We start from the raw sequence: 18973 nt of genomic DNA, 5'->3' as shown, positions 1-18973 counted from the left end.
AACTCCTATTCATTTGATTAGGAGTTTTTTGTTTTATATACTTTGATGATTTATAGATTTGTATAGTTTTAGGATGATAAATAACACGCTACTAAATTTGTAAAATCGTTCTATTCTGTAGAGATTAGGATTATAAAGTATTGCATATTGGATAATTATTATTGATTTAAATTATACCGATGAATTCACAACGTATTCAAATTTTCCTTCTTGCCATTTTAACATTTGCAATAGGTTGCAATTCCTCAACTACTGAAAAGAGCTATATTTTGACAAAAGAAGAGAGAAATATTTGTGACTCATTACGACTTGACACTACAATTATCAAAGATATAAGAGATCTTAATACGAGTAAAATTGAACCCTTCCATTACTCTCTTTCAAAAATCATAACTAAAGACTCTGAAATTGAAGCAGATCCAATTTTTCTGAAAGGACTTGTTTTTTCTGAAGCTAATACTAAATCATATGACTTAGTATTTTCATTGAAGGATAAATTCAAACAAAAAGGATATAGCATTTTCCTTTTAGAAAACAACTTCAATAATAAACCTGACAACATTGGGGTTCTCAATACGATAGACAAGTTTACTATCCTTAAGCAGGTTGCAACTGACGGTATAAATTGGAACATAACTAATGATAGCTTAATATCAATAATAAAAGGTTTCGACAAAAAGTATTCCCTTGAACTTATTGGTGCTTCAGGTGACTGGTGTGAATTTATTATTCATAATGAGCCTAAAAATTGGGATGAATTTGCTAAAGAAGTTTATAAAGTGTGTCCAGACGTAGTTGATCAGGGAGCAGGCTCGGTTGAAGTTTTAGCTGACGAAATGAAAAAAACAAAACGACTATATTTTTGGTGGGATTAAAACTGCTGCTGATACGTATTCTTGCCTCGCTCTTCCAGATTTGTAATCTGGAAGCCCTATCAAAGGATTTGTAATCCTTAAACGAACTAATGTAGATTATAAATCCACCGATACAACTTCGCGATTACAAATCGCGAAGAGCAAATGTCTTTGTCATTTAGAGCATAGCGAAGACCGCGAAGCAGCTACGAAGTAAATCTATTAGACTAAAAGTAGATGTCTCGTAGCCTCGACATGACATAGGAGAATAGAAAACAGCTTAGTTTAAAGCCATCGGCAAACTATTAACTAAACTCCAGCTCTCCAAAAAATTCTTTCCTGTGAAAATCAGGTTTTTCGGCTTCTATCATATTCCAAGTAAGGAAATGAGGTTGCGGTAAACCATCGCCACATTTATAGAAATTACCTTTTGCTTTTAGGTTATTAAAAGAAGTGATTTGATGTTTGGTAAAAATCGCTTTAGGTATTACTAACATAATTTCCCAATCGAAACCGGTATTGCTATTAATGGTACTATTGGAGTTAATTTTAGAAGAAAAACTCAATTGCTTAATCACATCGACAGGCAATAATCTACGCCCATGCCTACCAGTTCCGTAACCTATTTTGGTAAAACCTAAGCAATTGAATTCTAAGTTATAATAGCCATGCTCATCAAAAGCAATAAAAAGCTCTACACAGCTGTCATTATGGATATTCCCGTTAGTTACTTCATTTGCTAAAAGGTATTTTTCGGCAATCACATATTTCAATAAAATAGATTGACCGTTATGCGCCATCGAAAACTTAGCATCGGCATTTGCCTGATAAGCAGGCCACGGATTACAATCAATAGGTGTTGTTTTCAAAGCATCCATTAACTGACTGATTTGTTCAACTTCCTGCACTCCATCTGTATCTAAAAAAGGTATCTCTAATCTTCTCACACTTTTTGTTATTAACCACAAAGACACTAAGGACACAAAGCTCTATTTCTAAAGCGAGCAAATTTTAGCGCTAAATAATTCAAAATATTATTCTTACTTAGTGTTCTTTGTGTCTTTGTGGTTTGTTATCTAAATTGCTATCTTCTCTTTACTGTAAACCACATTGCCTTTAACAATAGTGGTATCTATATTAATCTCCTCATCAAAAATTACGATATCGGCATCTTTACCTTTTACCAACTCTCCTTTCCTATCCTGAATATTTAAGATTTTAGCCGGTGTGGCACTAGCCATTTTAACGGCATCCAACAAAGAAACATCGGCTAATGCCATCATATTTCTCACCAATCTATCTGTTGTCGCTACGCTACCCGCAAACGCAGTACGATCTGGTAATTTGGCAACACCATCTTCGATAATGACGTCCAAACCATCTTTATAACTACCCAGTTTGCTTGGCCCTTCGGGCATTCCCGCACCTCTCATGGCATCGGTGATTAGGGCGGTGTGTTCTGTACCTTTTATTTTGTAAATTAATTTTAACAATGGCGCAGGTAAATGAACACCATCAACGATGATCTCAACCGTCATATCATCCATTAAATAAGCGCTTTCTATTACTCCCGCGTAGCGATAAGCGTAACGCCTAGAAACTCCCGACATACACGAATAAAAGTGTGTAGCATGGGTAAAACCAACTTCATAAGCTTTTACAACTTCTTCGTAAATGGCATCAGTATGGGCAATTGCAGCAAGCACGTTGTTTTGTTTCAAGAACTGACCAAACTCAATAGTTCCTGGCAATTCTGGGGCAGCACTCCACCTTTTAATATGTTTTGAAGCCGCCAGTATTTCTTTGTACTCTGCCGGATTTGGATTGCGGATATACCTTGGGTCTTGCGCTCCCTTTTGCGACATCGCAAAATACGGCCCTTCAATATGGATACCTAGAAAATCTGCGCCTTCTCGATTTAGAGCATCAGCCTGTTCGTAAATGGCAAGTGTGGTTAGTAAATCTTCTTTCTCGCAACTTAAAGTGGTTGGCATTAAAGCCGTGGTACCGTATTGCGCATGTGTTTTAGCAATGGTTAGAAAAGCTTCCAAGGTGTTGTCCATAAAATCGTGACCGCCACCACCATGTACATGCATATCTATAAAGCCTGGAGAAACGTATTTCCCTTGTGCATCTATTTCTACAGCGTTAGCTACCTCAATATTTCTGGCACTTATTTCTGCTATTTCTCCATCTGAAATTAATAGCGTACCATCATTTAAAACCCCATTTGGAGTGATAATATTGCCATTAAATATTTTGATATAATTACTCATGGGGGATTATTTTTTAGAAGCCCAACTTTTTAAAGTGTGACCATAGAAAGCGTAAAAAATTAAGTAGGCATAACAAGGGATCAATACCCAATAAGCTTCTCTTAAACTGTGGTAATCTGCCCAATAACCATATAATAGAGGCATAATAGCGTTACCACAAAGTCCCATAATTAAAAGGGATGCGCCTGTTTTAATGAACCTGCCTAAATTATCTAGTGCCAAAGGCCAAACACCTGCCCAAATCATAGAATTGGCGAAACCTAATAACACAATAAACCATACCGAAATATCGGTTTGATGACCGAACAAGGTAATTTGCCCGGAAAACAGTAGGATGCAACAGCTTAAGGTTAAACCCAATAAGGTGCAAATCTTCAGCGCTGTTTTTTGAGAAATAAGTTTTGGAATAAAGCTTATTCCCAATAAATAGCCAATAATAGTTGCGGTTAAAGTATAAGATGGAAAAGTTTTAGCTTCCATGAAATCCATTCCGTGGTGTGTGGCATAGTTTACAATACTATCTACCGCAATTACCTGTGAACCTACGTGAAAGAAAATCGCGATAGCGCCCAAAACCAAATAAGGAAAGTCTAGAATGCTATTTTTACCGGCATTTGCAGTAGAAACCTCATCAGATTCGCTATCCGTATCTATTTCTGGCAGTGGAGAATATCTTACAAAAAAGCCGAGTACCAAAAGTATTAAAGCAACTACACTGTAAGGCATTACCACACGTTGGATTAGTTCATCTAAAGCCGCAGCTTTTTCCAAACCTTGCATTAATTCTATTTGCTTAAACAAAGCGCTGTCTGTGGATTTTAACACCACCGCAGAAAAAAGCAAAGGCGCCAAAATACCCGCCATTTTATTACAGATACCCATTACGCTAAAGCGCTGCGCAGCTCTTTCTTTTGGTCCTAAAATGGTAATGTATGGATTGGCGGCTGTTTGTAAAATCGCTAAACCAATACCTAAGGTGAATAATCCTGTTAAGAAAATACCATAAGTTCTAGTTAAGCCGGCCGGGACAAAAAGCAGTGCACCGATACACATTGCCCAAAATCCAATCATCATTCCTTTTTTAAAGCCTACTTTTTTAAGGAGATAACCGGCGGGCAACGACATCACCAAATAAGCGATATAAAATGCAAAAGCAACTAAATAAGATTCGAAATGATTAAGCTCGCAAGCAATTTTGAAAAACGGAATAAGGATGGCATTGATCCAGGTTACAAAACCAAATATGAAAAACAGCAATCCTATTAAAGCAATAGAAATGAGCGTATCTTTCTTACTTAGCGAAGTTACCTGAATGGGGTTTTGTGATGACATTTTACGGGAGATTATGATGTGTTATTTTAGTTTGTTTAAACGCGCTACCAAGTCTATGTACCTAAAGTTTCTTAGTCTGGTTTCTTCTTTGATTTCATCATCATGCAAAAGCGACGCATTCAATTCTTTAAAGTCCTTGTCCACTTCTGCCGTGTTTAGTGCAGCCAATTTCTTCCATAGCCCAGCAGCATCAGTTAGTTTAAAAGTTGGTTGATTTAAGGCTACCTCTACTTCCATCGTGACCAAATAGTTATAACGAATATTAGACATAAGCAAGTAGTGGCTAAACTCATTTATATTTTTGGTTGGCTTCAATTTTCTTAAGGTATTCAGCGTAAACAAAGCACTGTCTCCCAATTGTTGCACCGTGAAATTTGGCTTGTTTACTTTACCTTGATTTACTTCGTAAGGAGCCAATTTTAGGGCATTCCAAAATGTTTTAGCATCAGCTTTGCTAAAACCATATTTTTCTACTGCATATTTCTCTACAAACTCATTCGGCTGAAATGGTTTTTCTGAAGCAACTGCATTTAAGAAACCATCGATTAATAAGTTAAAGCCCGATATTGGATAAACTCTTCTGATGGCATGCAAATCGATGAAGTCGCTGTGCGATTCTGCAATTTGGGTGTAGATACCCGAAGTAGACCATGAAGTCATTACCATTCCTTTATAGCCCAATTCTTTTCCTTGTGGGATAAATGTTTTGATGTTATTGAAGTGCTTAGCCCAATCGGTTAAGAAGTAATTATCTGGGTAGCTTCTAATGGCTGGCGAACCCCAAATTTCGAAGCCGCTTTTCATTAGCTTTTTGTGATCGCCAAAACGGTCTAATTCCCAACCGTAATTCCAATCTATAAAAATGGTTTGTTTGGGTAGTGATTTTAAAGCATCTGGATATTTTAAGGCGATATCTGCCCAAACTACAGGTTTTTTACCTAATGCAACTACCAATTCGCAGAGCATTTTGATATAATCACCGTATAAACGTCCCATGCCTAGCGAATCAGCTTTACGTTTAGATTCCGGTGAACGTCCCAACAAATAAGTTTCATCGCCACCAATGTGGAAATATGGTGATTTATGTGTACTTACCATATCCGCAAACAAATCGGCAAATAATGCTTTACACTGTTCTTCCTTGATTGGGTTTACCTGAGAATAATCTTTTTGGTCTTCCCTTAAATCTTTGTAGCGGTAATGTTTAAGAATATATTCTACGTGACCGAAACTCTGTTGCAGGGGTATAACATCAATTTTTAACGAATCGCAATAAGCGATGAAAGATTTTACCTCGGCTCTGCTGTAAGCATATTTATTAGAAATTACGGCATGTTTTTCATAGGGATAGGTTGCCTCCCACTCCATTACCAAGGTATTAATACCATTTTGGCTGAGTTTCTCTGCAAATGCCTTTAATGCAGGCATTTTCATGGCCTGTATCCTTAAATCAAGATGGAAGCCTTTTATTGGGAACTCTCTGGCAACAGCAGCATTGGTTGCATTGACATTTACCGTAAAACCCAAAAATACCGTTATTAAAACAATCAACCTCACTACATTTACTTTCATTACCACAATTCTTTTTAGTTTAAACCTAACCATTTGAGATGTTATTTAGACAATGGGTTTAAGAACATCAAACACTAAAATTATTAATTAAAAACAGCATAATGTGGTCTCAGATTTACATCCCCCGATTGTGTCTGAGACCGTCATCATTACACTGATATCTTTATGTTACTTTATAAATTTTGCAGCACTATTATTTCCTTTAGCGCCAAGTTTAATTAAATACAATCCTTTAGGCAATGCACTTACATCAAGCTTTGCTTGGTTTAAACCTTTAGTAAAATTCATTTTTTGAGAAATCAATTTCTTTCCGTTTAAATCAACAATGGTGATATCAGCATTTGTGTTTTCGGTAGCTTGATAAGTGAGCAATAAATGATGATCTGCATTTACAGAAGCTGCTAATTTACTTGTTGTCAAATCAAAACTTACGATTACCGGACCATATTCTTTGCTATTTCCGTTTAAGTCTACTTGCTTCAATTTATAGTAATTATTTCCGTTTAAAGGATTTTGATCTACGAATTGATAGTTGCTGTTTCCGTTAGTAGTTCCTTTTCCGTTTACTTTATCAATTGCTTTGAAAACACCATCTTGCGATGCTCTTAAAACCTCGAAATAATCATTGTCTTTTTCAGATGCGGTAGCCCAGTTTAATTCTGCGCCATTACTTGTTTTCTTTCCTGTAAACGAAGTTAAATCTGCTGGTAAAACACTTTCAGGTATCCAACCGAATTTGATGTTACTGATAGATATGTTACCAACACTACCAGATTTTAAGTTATATCCAGATATAAACATAGCATCTATTTTAGTATCTGCCGCTATTTCTGCTGATGCAGGAATATTAGAAATTTGATTTGGTGCTGTAATCTGTACAATTAACAACACACCATTTACATAAACATTATAAGTTCTCCCTGGTAATGTAATCGGTGCACCCCCTAACCTACTATACTGTTTATCAGTAGCAGTGTTGTTGCAATAAATTTCTACATCTAAATCAGATGTTTTGTTAAATATTGTGTTGCTGTTGCTTGGGGCATCTGCACCAGTATAACCGTAGGGAGAACCAACATTTGTTCTATAATGGCGTACTCCTCCGTTAGGAAGACCCCCAATTTGAAATCTAAACCCTCCAAATATTCCAGTCAGTACTTGATCCCACATTTGACTATTATTTTCAAAAATGTTATCGGCTGATGATTTACCAAAAGCTATAGTGATTTGAGTACGTTCTGAAGCATTAGCGACAGGCTGAGTATCAGCATTATTGAAATTCAATCTAAAAAAGATACTTGTAACTGCAGACGTATTTTCTAGACCATAAATAGCGAACTTATTTGCGTTTCCTGCTAGGTTACTAGCTGAGAAAGTTAGCTTTGAACCATCGATTGTAAACCCAGGACCTGCACTAGCTGCTGTGTGTACTTTAGCTGTTCCAGATGATGGCGCTACTAAAAATCCAACAGAAGAAGTGGTTGATAAAGAAGTTTTAGCTAGTGCCTCCGAAGCATAGTTAGCTCCCAGAGTTCCCGCAGCAACATTATAATCAAAAGATGTAGCCTGACTAGCACCCACCCAAGTACCATAAGTAGCTTGTGCTTTAGCCAAATGTGTGCCTACCAAAAGTAGACCTGTAGATAGTAGAAGTTTTAATTTCATAATGGTTGGTTTAAAGGTTGATATGTGATTAATTTTGAGTTAATGTACCTGCCTTGATATTGCTAATAGAGAAACTTAAAGTATTTTCGGCACTACTAGCACCAGATAGCATAAAAGCATCGATAGCCATATTTGCATCTAATTCACCCGTTGCAGGAAGATTTTCTGAACCGTTTAGCTTTAAAGCCTTATCGTTTACAAAGATTTTGAATGTTTGAGCTGGTATGGCGTAAACATTTCCTTTACGAGTGAACGACTGCTCTTCTTTAGAGTTGTTGCTGTAAATCTCTACATTTAGGTTTCCGTTTTTATCGAAAATATCAGTATCGTAAGGCTTGTGCATATAAGACGATCCGCTAGCCGACCTATGCTCGGGATTGGTATAAGTGCTACCTACCATAAATCTGATAGCGCCAAATAGCCCTTCTTGCTTTCTGTTGTTGTAGGCAGCTGCATTTTTGAACAAGCTTGTTTGCGAGTTACCGAAAGCTAAAACTGCAGTACCTTTTGTTCCATCGTTAAATGATAAAGTGAAAAACAAACTGCCCACTGGCGATGATTGAGGTATATCGGTTACCGAGAATTTGGTTGGTGCTTCTGAGTTACTAGCTCCAAAATTAATCGCCGATTTATTTACCGAAAAACCAGCACCAGCAGATGGAGCAACCACTACCCTAGCTGTACCCACTGCAGGGAATGGCAAAAAGCCAGGTTTGTCTTTGCTAGCTTCAGATGTTTTTGCTTCCGAACCTGCATTAAATTTCTTGCCAGAACCTGTTCCTGTTCCCAAATCGTAGTTCCAAGAAGTAGCTTCTTTTGAGCCTTTCCAGGTACCATAAGTTTGTGCTTTAACTGCGGTTACAGCTAGGCCCAAAATGGCTAATGTTAAAAATCTAGTTTTCATATTGTTGTTTAGTTTAGTTTCCTATTAATGATTTGATTTTGATATTGCTTACTGAAAAGTTCAAAGTGTTTCCAGTGCTGCTAGCTCCCGAAACCATGAAAGCGTCAATTGGCATGTAAGGCAACAGTTCGCCTGTTGAAGCGATGTTCTGTGAACCACTATATTTAACGGCTGTTCCATTTACATACATATGAAATGATGCAGCAGGTAAAGTATAATCTACCCCATCCTTTTTGTACACCCTAGGATTACCCGTGTTGTTGCAATACACCTCAAAGTTTAGGTCGCTTGTTCTAGGGAAAACATCCACATCGTGAGATCTATGAACATAAGAGCTGCCATCTAAATATCTGTATTGCGCATTTGACGAATTGGTGCCTACCAAAAACCTAATTGCTGCAAATAGGCCTTCTTGCTTGCTGTTCGAGTAAGCATCATTAGCCTTAAAAAGATTTCCGTCGCCACCACCAATTGCCAAAATTGCAGTACCGCTTACGCTATTGTTAAACGATAATTTGAAAGATAAATTCACCAAAGTTGAGGAACCTGCAATATCATACAACGAGAATTTATTAGGAGCGGCACCATTACTTGCACCAATAGTTAATACACCATTATTAAGGTTAAATCCAGCCCCTGCATTTGCCGCCACAACTGTTCTTGCTGCGCCAATAGCTGGGTATGGTAAAAAGCCAGGAGTACCAACTTTAGATTCTGAAACTTGAACAGCTGATGTAGCAGTTAAACTCGTTCCAGATCCAGTACCAGAAGCCAAATTGTATTCCCAATTCCAAGGCAAGTAATTTCCAGTCCAATTATCTACAGGTGTGCTTAACTGCGTTCTGATCCATTTTCCCGCTTCCTTCAAGTTTTCTTCGCTCCATGGTCCATTCGGGCATGTTCCTGTTTTCCAAGCTGCACCTGTCAGCGGACTATCAGAGTAGTTCCAGTTACACCAAGAGATCTTTCGTTCTTCCATGAATTTCATCCACTTGGCCGACATTACGAAATCGTTAGCACCATCGCCCCAGCCGTCTTGTGTTCCAAATTCGGTTACAAATACCGGAACACCATTGGCAATAGCTTTAGATACGTAGCCCATTCTTCTACCTTGGTGGTTGGCACTCCATTTATCTGCCGCATAGAAGTGCATGGTGTACATGATATTTTCAAAAGCCAGCTTGTTTCCAATTACCAAATCTGGCCTCGATGCGTGTTCTGGTGTACCTACAATGATGATAGATTGAGGATCATTATTTCTGATGATGGGAACAATTTGATCTGCATAGTTTTTGATCATTGGCCAAGTAACTTCATATTGCTTGTTATTTGGCTCATTACAGATTTCGTAGATCACATTGCCTTTGCTGGCATGTTTTTTAGACATGTGCTCAAAAAACACTTTTGCTCTCTCGGTATTATAATTTGGATCTCCAGGATCTAACATGTGAAAATCTACTAAAGCGTAAACTCCTTCTTTATAGCATTTTTCTACTAAATCATCTACAAATTTGGTAAAGTAAACCGGGTCTTTTTCATAGCCTCCCTCTTGTATGTACATCGAAATACGAAGCACATCAATACCCCAACCATGCATCAGAAGATTTAACGAAGTTTCATTATAACAATTACCTCTATACTGCAAGCCATGCGTACTCATACCACGTAATTGTATGGCTGCTCCTTTTTGGTTTACAATGTTTGTACCCGCCAACTTTAATCTTCCATTAATATCAAAAGGACTACCTTTTCTAATCGATACAACTTCTTCCTTTTTTTGGTCTTCGCCATCTGGTTTAACACTTTTATCTCCCTTACAGGACATAAACACAACAAGTAGTAAGCTTAATAAATTGAGTGTCTTCATCATTTCTTTTGGTTTATCACAATTGGCAATTGAATTTTATTTCGTAGCCTCTTTGTGGGTTTTATCAATTAGTGTTAAGAGTGAGTTTTGGTTATCGCTATCATACAATAAATGCCATATCATTATCCCACCTGCATCTTTTACAGCTAGTTCTGTTTTTTCCTTTATGGTCTTTTTGCCATTATAGTAAAATGTACCACCATTGTTAGGAAAAGGTATGGCGTCTGCATCTACCCAATCTGAATAATTCTGCTGAACCGTTTGCCAAGACATTTGCCTTAACGAAGCATTGTTGGTAAAAGCTGTTCCAAAGCCATAGCCATAGAAAGGAACCCCAAGCACCAGCTTTTCTTTAACCAAACCTCGTTGCCCGTGCCAATAATTAAGGTGCTGTACTGCGTAAGACAATGGAGAATGCTGCCCGGGGTTGGTCAAATCCCATGGACCTGTAGCATCGTAAGCCATAATGTTAATGAAATTAAATGCGTGTAGCGCTCTGTCGGTAACTCTAGCTCTTGTCCACCAGGCTACTGCCGCTGTTAATAGTTTATTACGCTCTACCAAAGGTGCTTTTAGTTCGGTTATAAAAGCTTCGTAATTGGCGTCAATATCATCCCCTTCTAAGTCTACATCTATGCCATCTAACTTGTATTTGTCAACAAAGTCGATGAAGTTCTTAACCAGCGTAGCACGCTTAGTCCTAAGCAATTCGGTGTAATACCTTTGAGGACTGCCTCCCCCGCACGAAAGCATAACATACACACCTTTTTGATGAGCAGTTCTAACCACAGTATGTAGCGCAGGCATATCCGCAAATGTTGCCTCAGTAGGATTTGGATTAATAAAAGCAATATTAAGATGGGTAATTTTATCAAAATCTACTTTAACCAATTCATCTAAGATATTTGCCCTAGACCAAATATATCCTACTACTTTAAAGTTTTGTTTTTTGGGTACAAAAGTTTCCTCCGCTACCTCTTCTCTGGGTGGCGATACCTCATCTTTTTTCTGCTTTTTACAAGCGATAAGGCATAGCAATAGCATAAACAATAAATATTGAGGAAATTTCATATCAATTTTATTTGCCTGAAACTGTTGTGTTTTTGTAAGTATTATTGATGAGATTTAATAGCGAATTGCTGTCGAAACTGTCATAAAGCAATTGCCAAATCATTACACCGCCACCCTGCCTTGTAGCCAGTTCCGTTTTCTCTTTGATGGTTTTCTTGCCGTTGTAGTAAATTGTTCCAGCACTGTTTGGCAGTACAATTTCATCGTGATCCATCCTATCTGGATATTTGGTTACCACATCGTTCCAAGAAATCTGTCTAAAGGCTCTGTCTTTGCTAGGTAATTCTCCAAAACCATAGCCATAAAATGGAAGACCCACATTTAAGTTTTCTTTCTTCAAACCTCTTTCGTTGTGCCAATAAGCTAAATGCTCTTCTGCGTAAGAAGTTGGGGAGTGTTGCCCTGGCACTTCTGGTTTCCAAGGGCCAGTTTTATCATAAGCCATGATGTTGATGAAATCGAACTGCGCCAATGCTACATCGGTAATACGAGCTCTAGTCCACCAAGCAACTGCGGAGGTTAAAAGCTTCTTTCTTTTGGTTAGAGGCTTGCGCAAACCAACTACAAAAGGTTCGTAGTTCGCATCAATATCATCGCCTTCCAAATCAACATCTATACCATCTAAATTGTATCTATCTACTACTTTAATAAAGTTTTTAACCAAATCTTTCCTGTATTTCTCTGTTAACAATTTAGCATAATAAGCATGACTGCTACCTCCGCCACAAGACATTAAAACCTTAATGTTTTTCTGGTGTGCAATTTGAACTACGGTATCTACGCCTGGTACATCTTTAAAATCTCCCTCTGGTGTTGGATTAATAAAAGCGATATTTAGATGGGTAATTTTGTCAAGGTCAATTTTTTTCAAATCTTGCACTATGTTTTTTCTAGACCAAATGTAGCCTACTACCTTAAATTGTGCCTGAGAAAATTCAGCAACCAGAAGTAAACATAGGGTCATTAAAATCTTCAGTAACTTCATTATTTTATAGTTTTTGAAATTGTTGCTATGATAGAAGTTGCATCGTCTACAGTGTCATTTTCGCCAGCCCATACGTAAGCTCCTAAAACGTTCTCAGTTTTTAGCAACTGCACTTTACGCGTTATTGTTGGGATACCATTATAATACACACCTCTCGAAATAGCAGCAGTATAATCTTCATTTACATTAGCAGAATTTTGTGCTATAATTTCTCTGTACGGTATAAAATTGAAGAAAGTGTTTCCCCAGCCATTATTAATTACATTCCCATTGGCCTGCGTTGTTGTTTGTAGGTGTCTAATTCCAATTGCTGGAATACCAACAACAATCTTATTTAGTGGCACTCTTGTTTTCCAATAATTAACCCCTTCTGCCATCAATTCGTAATTAGAAGGTTGGCCGTGTACGTTTACACCTCCCCAATAAGCAGACTGTAGATAAGCCCTAACATTTATCCAATTAGCATTATTAAATTGAGCTGGTAGATATTTTGCTACTACCCAAGTAGAATATACACCGGTTGCTCTAGTTAACGTTGGAGAAGCTACAGAAACCGTAATTATTTTATTTGGCCCAAATAGCGTACGTAAACGATCTACAAAAGCTCCAATAGCTTGTATGTTACCTTGAAAAGTTGCTTCAACATCATTACCAACGTCCGACATTCTTACTTCTACCCCATCCATATGGTGTAGGTTAACAAAATCAACTACTTTTTGGGCTATTTCATCTCTCTTAGCAGCATCTCTAAGTCTTACGCCAAAATCGCTACTGTTGTAAACACTCCAACCGTCTAGAGATAAAGTTCCACTAACTCCTAATAATGCAGAAACACCTTCTGAATGTGCCTTTTGCACAAAAAATTCTATCTTTCTATCAGTTGTAGCTTCTACAAAACTTACCTCGCCACCAGGAGTAACTGCAGCACCTTTAAACGCTGCATGTGTTACATCTTTCCATCTGATATTTTCATTCATTTGCACAAAGGTTGCGCTGGCAGAAAGATAAGACATCACTACTTTAGTATATGGTTTTTGTGTGAACGAAACCTGTCCGTCTGAAAACACAAAAATGTCTTTGTAACGATTTACTGTAATTCCTTCATAAGTGGCCTCTACTTTAATTCTGTGTTCGCCAGGTGTAGTTGCTTTGAAAATGTAATCTTCGCCAGTTGCTACTTGTACGTCGTCTACTTTCCAGATCACACTCACCTTGCCAGCCGGCGTAAATTGTACCGAAGAAAAATCAATCTCATCTCCAATGTCTAGTAATTGAGTTGTACCCGGTACAGGGAATATTGTTGCAGAGCTTCCTACTAAAATTCGGGGAATAAACGTACTATTTTCCTCCTGCTCTTTAACATCGTCTTTTTTGCATCCTAAAAACAATGCAAACGAAAACAATATATACGCTAGTAATTTAATTTTTTTCATCTCTTTTGATTTTTATATTACTGTTGTTTCTACATTAATAATCTCAATATTTTATTCTTGATCCCACCAAACACGTCTTGTCCAATCGTCGGCGCCTAAGCGTTGAATTGCAGCGTTAACGTTCGTTGTATTCTGTAACTTCTCATTGTTTGGATATTCAAATCTTCTTGGAATAGTTTGCGAAGCCGAATTATTTGTTGGCGATGGAATGAGAATTGGATAGCCACTTCTTCTCCAGTTGGCATAAGTTTCATTACCGTTTAGTAATAAAGCAATCCATAACTGGGTGTTAATTTGTTGCAATTCTGAACCAACAGTTAAAGGGTTTACTGCCTTAAAGTTGCTAATTTCTGTAGCCGTTACCACTGGACCATTTGGATATAAACTCAACTGCCTCATAGCTGCTTCTACTCCTCTGTGAAAATGCTCTTCAGCAGTTCCCCCTAAGTTTAGCCCAAAACGTACCGTAGCATCAGCCAGTAATAATTCAACCTCTGCATAAGTAAGGTGAAAAAATGGCGCATCATTTCTCAGTAGGTTATGATTAAGTTGAGGTTTTAAATCTAAACTAGTTGGTGTATAAGCACTTCCATTAGCCAGTGTAATTGTTCCAGATACAGTTAGTGGATTTTCGGAATTTGTAGCACCTGGTATGCCACCAACCAAGTTCATTTTAGCTTTAACTTGTGCTGTAATGTCTTCTCTTTCTAAAAATCTGGTAGGTGCTACCGGAACAAATTCTCTATAACATTTAATAATATGATTGAAACGTGGATCACTGGTAAGTCTGAGTGCATCTAAAAACGTGTTTACCACACGTCCCATCTCATTTTTACTATTCCAAGCTGCAGATATCCCATTAGGTCTGATATCTTGATAGCTATTAGGCACATTTTCATGCCTTATCATACAGATATCAGCATTGCTAGTAAACAAACCTGCATTATATGCCGCCTGTATTTCTAGTTTTGCTTTTTCTGGATCTCTTTTCCCTAAACGCATTGCTAAACGTAGGCGGAGGGAATTAGCAAATTTTTTCCAAGCTAAAATATTTCCCCTGTAGAAATATTCGTTTGGAACTGGGTCTTTAGTTGCATCCAATTGTGCCGAAGCAGCTGCTAGTTCTTTAAAGAAATCATCATAAATCTCTTTTTGTGTATCATACTTTGGTCTTATGATACCCGCCAAATTTCCCTTTCCAGCTTCAGAATATGGAATATCACCATATAAATCTGTCAATCGGGCAAATATGTAAACCTTCATAATGCGACACATCGCATTCAAATTTGTTTTATTGGCAACACCGTTGGTACGTTCTACAGCATCCACAATGTTAACTACATCATTCTGGTAACTGTTTTCAAATGCCCTCCACATTTGACTAGGTGTTTTATTATACACAGCCCCGAAGCTCATGTTAAAAGCACCTGCAAACTGTTGCATCATTGGTATGAGCAAAAAATAATTCGTTCTTTCTTGTATACCTAAATCCCCAGAAAAGTAAGCTTGTGTAAACATCAACTGGCTTGTTGGATCTAGATTAGTTGATCTGGTAAGATCTGTATTCTGATCGGTAATTTTCTTGCAGGACAATGCACTTAAACCAACCGTTAGTAATACTATATATTTAATTTTTTTCATCTTTTTAAGTTTATCTCTACTACCTAATAAGTTTATTTATAACCGCTTGTGAGATGCTCATTTTACTTTGTTTAGAACTTTACATTAAGGTTAAAGCCCCAACCTCTACGCGTTGGTAACGAGCCATATTCTAAACCCTGACCATTACTGTTGTTGTAGTTAGAATCTGGATCTACGTTTGGTACGTCTTTATAGATGATGAATGGATTTCTGGCTACCAATCCTAAAGAAGCCCCTTTAACACCTAATTTCTTGTTTAGTGTTTGAGGTAAAGTATAGATGAATGTTAACTCTCTTACTTTTACATAACTGGCTTTATAAACAAACGGAGGAGCTACCATAGAACCGTCGGTAACGAAAGTAGACCAATATAACGAAGGGTCCATAGCTCTTGTATTGGTAACGTAAACAGGATTTGCTTCTGTACCGGTATTAATTACTCCCTTTGGTACAAATCCACCAACTTTGCCTTCTGCCTGCCATTGGGCAAATGTTTTCTTTTCTGCCAAACGTCTTTCTTCAGAAAGTATCCATTCTTCCCTACCTTCTAGCGTGGCGTTGGCAGATCCTCTAGCATGTAGAAACAAATTGGTCATCGAGAACATATCTGCACCAAATTTTACGTCTAATGCTGCACCTAAGCTAAAATTACCATAAGACACTCGGTTGGTGATACCACCAGTCCAGTCGAAAATACCTTTACCTAATACTCTCAGTGTTGGATCTATAATTGGTAATAAACTGCTAGAATTTAGGATAACGTTGCCGTCAGGGTCTCTCTTAAAATCGGTACCCATTAAGGTTGCATATTGCTCACCCGGCTTGGCTACCACTTGCAAACCAGCCCAACGTGCTTGCGACAGCGTTAAGAAATCTCCTACACGATCGGATAGAGATTTTATTTCGCTTCTATTTCTAGCAAAGTTTACACTTACATTCCATTTAACTTTGCTTTTATTTGATAATGGACTACCTGAAATCAATAATTCAATTCCGTGGTTGGTAATTACCCCAGCATTAATTAATTGGTTGGTAAATCCAGAAGATTCTGGTGCTGGCACTCTGTTAATCTGATCTCTAGAATCTGATTTATAGAAAGTTGCATCAAAATTGATTTTATTCTTAAAGAACCTCATGTTTGTACCAAACTCAATAGATCTTGTTCTTGTTGGTCTTAAATCACTTGGAGGTATAACATTAGAAGATATTTTGCCATTCAATTGTCCGTTAAATGGAAGCTGGTTCAACATGTAGTACATGTCTAACATAAACGGATCTGTATCACTTCCTACCTCAGCTATAGAAGCCCTCAGCTTTCCGAAAGATAAAATATCACTCTTTATATTAAATGCATCTGTAAAAGCAAAACTGGCAGATAAAGAGGGATAAGTATAACTGTTGTTGCCATCTGGTAAGGTAGAAGAAACATCATTTCTAATAGTAGCGTCTAAAAACAAGTAGTTTTTGAAACCAACAGTTACCAAACCATACACAGATCTAATTTCACGAGGAATGTAACTATCTAACACAGATTTATCTATGTAGCTACCCGGGGTAATTGCATCCTTAACAACCATATTGGAGAATGCGGAAACTGTCCCTTTTTGGATACGTTTGTTGATACTTCCGCCCATTCTTGCAGATAAATTAAAATCTTTATTAACCTGTTTGGTGTAGCTAGCTAAAACTTCTACTTGATTAGTGGTAAAAGTTCGCTTGGTTTGATCTAGTTGACCACCAAGAGCGCCCGGAGTGGTCATTGGTCGGTAACTCTCATAATCTAAAAAAGTGATATCGGTGGCCGCCTTTGCGTTGATACTAAAAGCTTTTGTAAACTGATAGGTAGCATTAAGCGCCCCAGTAAGTCTATCTTTATCCGTTTTGTTATACATCTCGTTAATTACCCAATACGGATTTAAACGAAATTGTCCTCCACCCCAATCCAAATAATCGCCCTGCGGATTTGTATAATTGGTGGCAAATAATTGTTGATCGATATTGTTAGCTAAACCATTAAATGCCCAACCTATATTAGATGGAGAATCTCCTAAGCCAGCTCTATTATTTACGCGTTCATCCATGTAAGAAGCTCTTACATCAAGCGTGAGTTTATTACCAAATTTAGAACGGCCAGAAAAAGTGTACGTATTTCTTCTGATATCACTTGCTGGCACAATATCATCATATCTAAGATCTGCAGCAGAAAATCGGAAGCTCGATTTGTCTGTTGAACTAGATAAAGCAATGGTATTGTTGAAAGATGATCCGGTACGGAAAAAATTCTGGATGTTATTCTCAACCAACGCATATGGTCTTGTTATGCCATCAAAACCAACATAACTAATATTAGGATCTAATCTTGCACCGAAATTAACGAACAGTGAGTTAAATGCAGTAGCTTGGTCTGTTGGTATTAATTGATTTCGGCCCTGCCCATACAGATACTGTACATCATCGTATCTAGTTAACTGTGTTTCAATGGTATTAGTACTGTTAAAATCTATTCCTAACTCTTTATTGTTCGTACCTTTTTTAGTAGTGATTAGTATTACACCGTTACCGGCCAAACTTCCATACAATGCAGCTGCAGCTGGGCCTTTTAATACAGAAATACTTTCAATATCATCAGGATTGATAGCAGAAATCGCATCGCCCATATCTACACCAGCGCCATATTGATCAGTTCCTACTTGGCCGTAGTTAGAATTATCCATAGGAATACCGTCTACTACGTACAAAGGCTGATTGTTACCAGTAATACTCGTTGCGCCCCTAATTACTACTCTCGAAGAGCCCGCAGGTCCGCCTGCACCACTATTAATTACCAACCCAGCCACCTTACCAGATAAAGAGTTCATTATGTTGGTTTCTTTAGCCTTGTTGATATCATCGCCGTCAACTTGGGTAACAGCGTAGCCTAATTCCTTTTCGCTCCTCTTGATACCAAGTGCTGTAGTTACCTGTACAGCTCTTAATAATTGTACGTCTTCCTTAAGCGAAATATCAACTCGCTTCCTTGTATCTCTGGCCACAAATGTTTGGGTAGCATATCCTGTCATCCTTACCTGTATTGTATCGCCATTAGATGCTCTAATGCTATACCCACCATCTACGTTAGTTACAACAGTCTGTTTGGTTTTCTTGTTAAGTACAGTTACTCCTGGCGATTTAAAATTATTCTCATCGCTTACTGTACCTACTACCGAAAATTGTTGCTGGATATTGACCACCCCTTTATTAGCAACAACATTTTTTATAGAAAAAGTGCTGAAAATGGTGGTTAATAATACCAGCAGGATCAATTTGAATAGTTTGTTTTCTTTCATTGTTTGCTTGGTTTAGGTTGTTATATTTTTACGTGTACGTACACGTT

General features: G+C 37.7%; 13 protein-coding genes. 1 reads left to right on the top strand and 12 read right to left on the bottom strand.

Features of this window, described 5'->3' with window-relative positions:
* Nucleotides 1–179 precede the first annotated feature (179 nt).
* A complete protein-coding gene (locus tag REI64_RS02150; RefSeq protein WP_308848437.1) occupies nt 180–875 on the top strand; it encodes a DUF4253 domain-containing protein in 696 nt (231 codons plus the stop codon).
* Nucleotides 876–1159: 284 nt separating this feature from the next.
* Here REI64_RS02150 and REI64_RS02145 read toward each other — a convergent pair whose 3' ends face one another.
* The 12 genes from REI64_RS02145 to REI64_RS02090 form a co-directional block, all read right to left on the bottom strand.
* Nucleotides 1160–1801, bottom strand: coding sequence for a carbohydrate-binding family 9-like protein (locus REI64_RS02145; RefSeq protein ID WP_308848436.1), 642 nt, complete (start codon nt 1799–1801; stop codon nt 1160–1162).
* Nucleotides 1802–1930: 129 nt separating this feature from the next.
* Complete coding sequence (gene nagA / locus REI64_RS02140; RefSeq protein WP_308848435.1) at nt 1931–3130, bottom strand: N-acetylglucosamine-6-phosphate deacetylase; 1200 nt, start codon at nt 3128–3130, stop codon at nt 1931–1933.
* 6 nt (nt 3131–3136) lie between these two features.
* Nucleotides 3137–4462: a sugar MFS transporter gene (locus REI64_RS02135; protein ID WP_308848434.1), complete on the bottom strand. Its 1326-nt coding sequence runs from the start codon at nt 4460–4462 to the stop codon at nt 3137–3139.
* A gap of 21 nt (nt 4463–4483) precedes the next feature.
* Entirely contained in the window at nt 4484–6067 is a 1584-nt protein-coding gene (locus tag REI64_RS02130; protein WP_308848433.1) for a beta-N-acetylhexosaminidase, read from the bottom strand.
* Between the two features lie 135 nt (nt 6068–6202).
* A complete protein-coding gene (locus REI64_RS02125) occupies nt 6203–7699 on the bottom strand; it encodes a T9SS type A sorting domain-containing protein (RefSeq protein WP_308848432.1) in 1497 nt (498 codons plus the stop codon).
* 28 nt (nt 7700–7727) lie between these two features.
* Nucleotides 7728–8603 (bottom strand): hypothetical protein, encoded by an 876-nt coding sequence (locus tag REI64_RS02120; protein WP_308848431.1) that lies wholly within the window; start codon nt 8601–8603, stop codon nt 7728–7730.
* A gap of 13 nt (nt 8604–8616) precedes the next feature.
* Nucleotides 8617–10473: a glycoside hydrolase family 5 protein gene (locus tag REI64_RS02115; RefSeq protein ID WP_308848430.1), complete on the bottom strand. Its 1857-nt coding sequence runs from the start codon at nt 10471–10473 to the stop codon at nt 8617–8619.
* Between the two features lie 33 nt (nt 10474–10506).
* Nucleotides 10507–11541: a glycosyl hydrolase family 18 protein gene (locus REI64_RS02110; RefSeq protein WP_308848429.1), complete on the bottom strand. Its 1035-nt coding sequence runs from the start codon at nt 11539–11541 to the stop codon at nt 10507–10509.
* A gap of 7 nt (nt 11542–11548) precedes the next feature.
* On the bottom strand, nt 11549–12526 hold the full coding sequence (locus REI64_RS02105; protein ID WP_308848428.1) for a glycosyl hydrolase family 18 protein: 978 nt from the start codon (nt 12524–12526) through the stop codon (nt 11549–11551).
* Nucleotides 12526–13959: a glycosyl hydrolase family 18 protein gene (locus tag REI64_RS02100; protein ID WP_308848427.1), complete on the bottom strand. Its 1434-nt coding sequence runs from the start codon at nt 13957–13959 to the stop codon at nt 12526–12528. The genes REI64_RS02105 and REI64_RS02100 overlap by 1 nt, the downstream gene beginning before the upstream one ends.
* A gap of 51 nt (nt 13960–14010) precedes the next feature.
* Nucleotides 14011–15600, bottom strand: coding sequence for a SusD/RagB family nutrient-binding outer membrane lipoprotein (locus REI64_RS02095; RefSeq protein WP_308848426.1), 1590 nt, complete (start codon nt 15598–15600; stop codon nt 14011–14013).
* Nucleotides 15601–15671: 71 nt separating this feature from the next.
* Entirely contained in the window at nt 15672–18926 is a 3255-nt protein-coding gene (locus REI64_RS02090) for a SusC/RagA family TonB-linked outer membrane protein (protein ID WP_308848425.1), read from the bottom strand.
* Between the last annotated feature and the right edge of the window lie 47 nt (nt 18927–18973).

The sequence above is a fragment of the Pedobacter sp. genome, assembly GCF_031119335.1.
Classification (GTDB): domain Bacteria; phylum Bacteroidota; class Bacteroidia; order Sphingobacteriales; family Sphingobacteriaceae; genus Pedobacter.
This window is presented reverse-complemented; position numbering and strand designations above follow the sequence as displayed.

Excerpts from the sequence above, each read along its gene's own strand:
- REI64_RS02150 (WP_308848437.1), top strand. The coding sequence starts at position 180 with ATGAATTCACAACGTATTCAAATTTTCCTTCTTGCCATTTTAACATTT.
- nagA (WP_308848435.1), bottom strand. The coding sequence starts at position 3,130 with ATGAGTAATTATATCAAAATATTTAATGGCAATATTATCACTCCAAAT.
- REI64_RS02135 (WP_308848434.1), bottom strand. The coding sequence starts at position 4,462 with ATGTCATCACAAAACCCCATTCAGGTAACTTCGCTAAGTAAGAAAGAT.
- REI64_RS02130 (WP_308848433.1), bottom strand. The coding sequence starts at position 6,067 with ATGGTTAGGTTTAAACTAAAAAGAATTGTGGTAATGAAAGTAAATGTA.
- REI64_RS02125 (WP_308848432.1), bottom strand. The coding sequence starts at position 7,699 with ATGAAATTAAAACTTCTACTATCTACAGGTCTACTTTTGGTAGGCACA.
- REI64_RS02120 (WP_308848431.1), bottom strand. The coding sequence starts at position 8,603 with ATGAAAACTAGATTTTTAACATTAGCCATTTTGGGCCTAGCTGTAACC.
- REI64_RS02115 (WP_308848430.1), bottom strand. The coding sequence starts at position 10,473 with ATGATGAAGACACTCAATTTATTAAGCTTACTACTTGTTGTGTTTATG.
- REI64_RS02110 (WP_308848429.1), bottom strand. The coding sequence starts at position 11,541 with ATGAAATTTCCTCAATATTTATTGTTTATGCTATTGCTATGCCTTATC.
- REI64_RS02105 (WP_308848428.1), bottom strand. The coding sequence starts at position 12,526 with ATGAAGTTACTGAAGATTTTAATGACCCTATGTTTACTTCTGGTTGCT.
- REI64_RS02100 (WP_308848427.1), bottom strand. The coding sequence starts at position 13,959 with ATGAAAAAAATTAAATTACTAGCGTATATATTGTTTTCGTTTGCATTG.
- REI64_RS02095 (WP_308848426.1), bottom strand. The coding sequence starts at position 15,600 with ATGAAAAAAATTAAATATATAGTATTACTAACGGTTGGTTTAAGTGCA.
- REI64_RS02090 (WP_308848425.1), bottom strand. The coding sequence starts at position 18,926 with ATGAAAGAAAACAAACTATTCAAATTGATCCTGCTGGTATTATTAACC.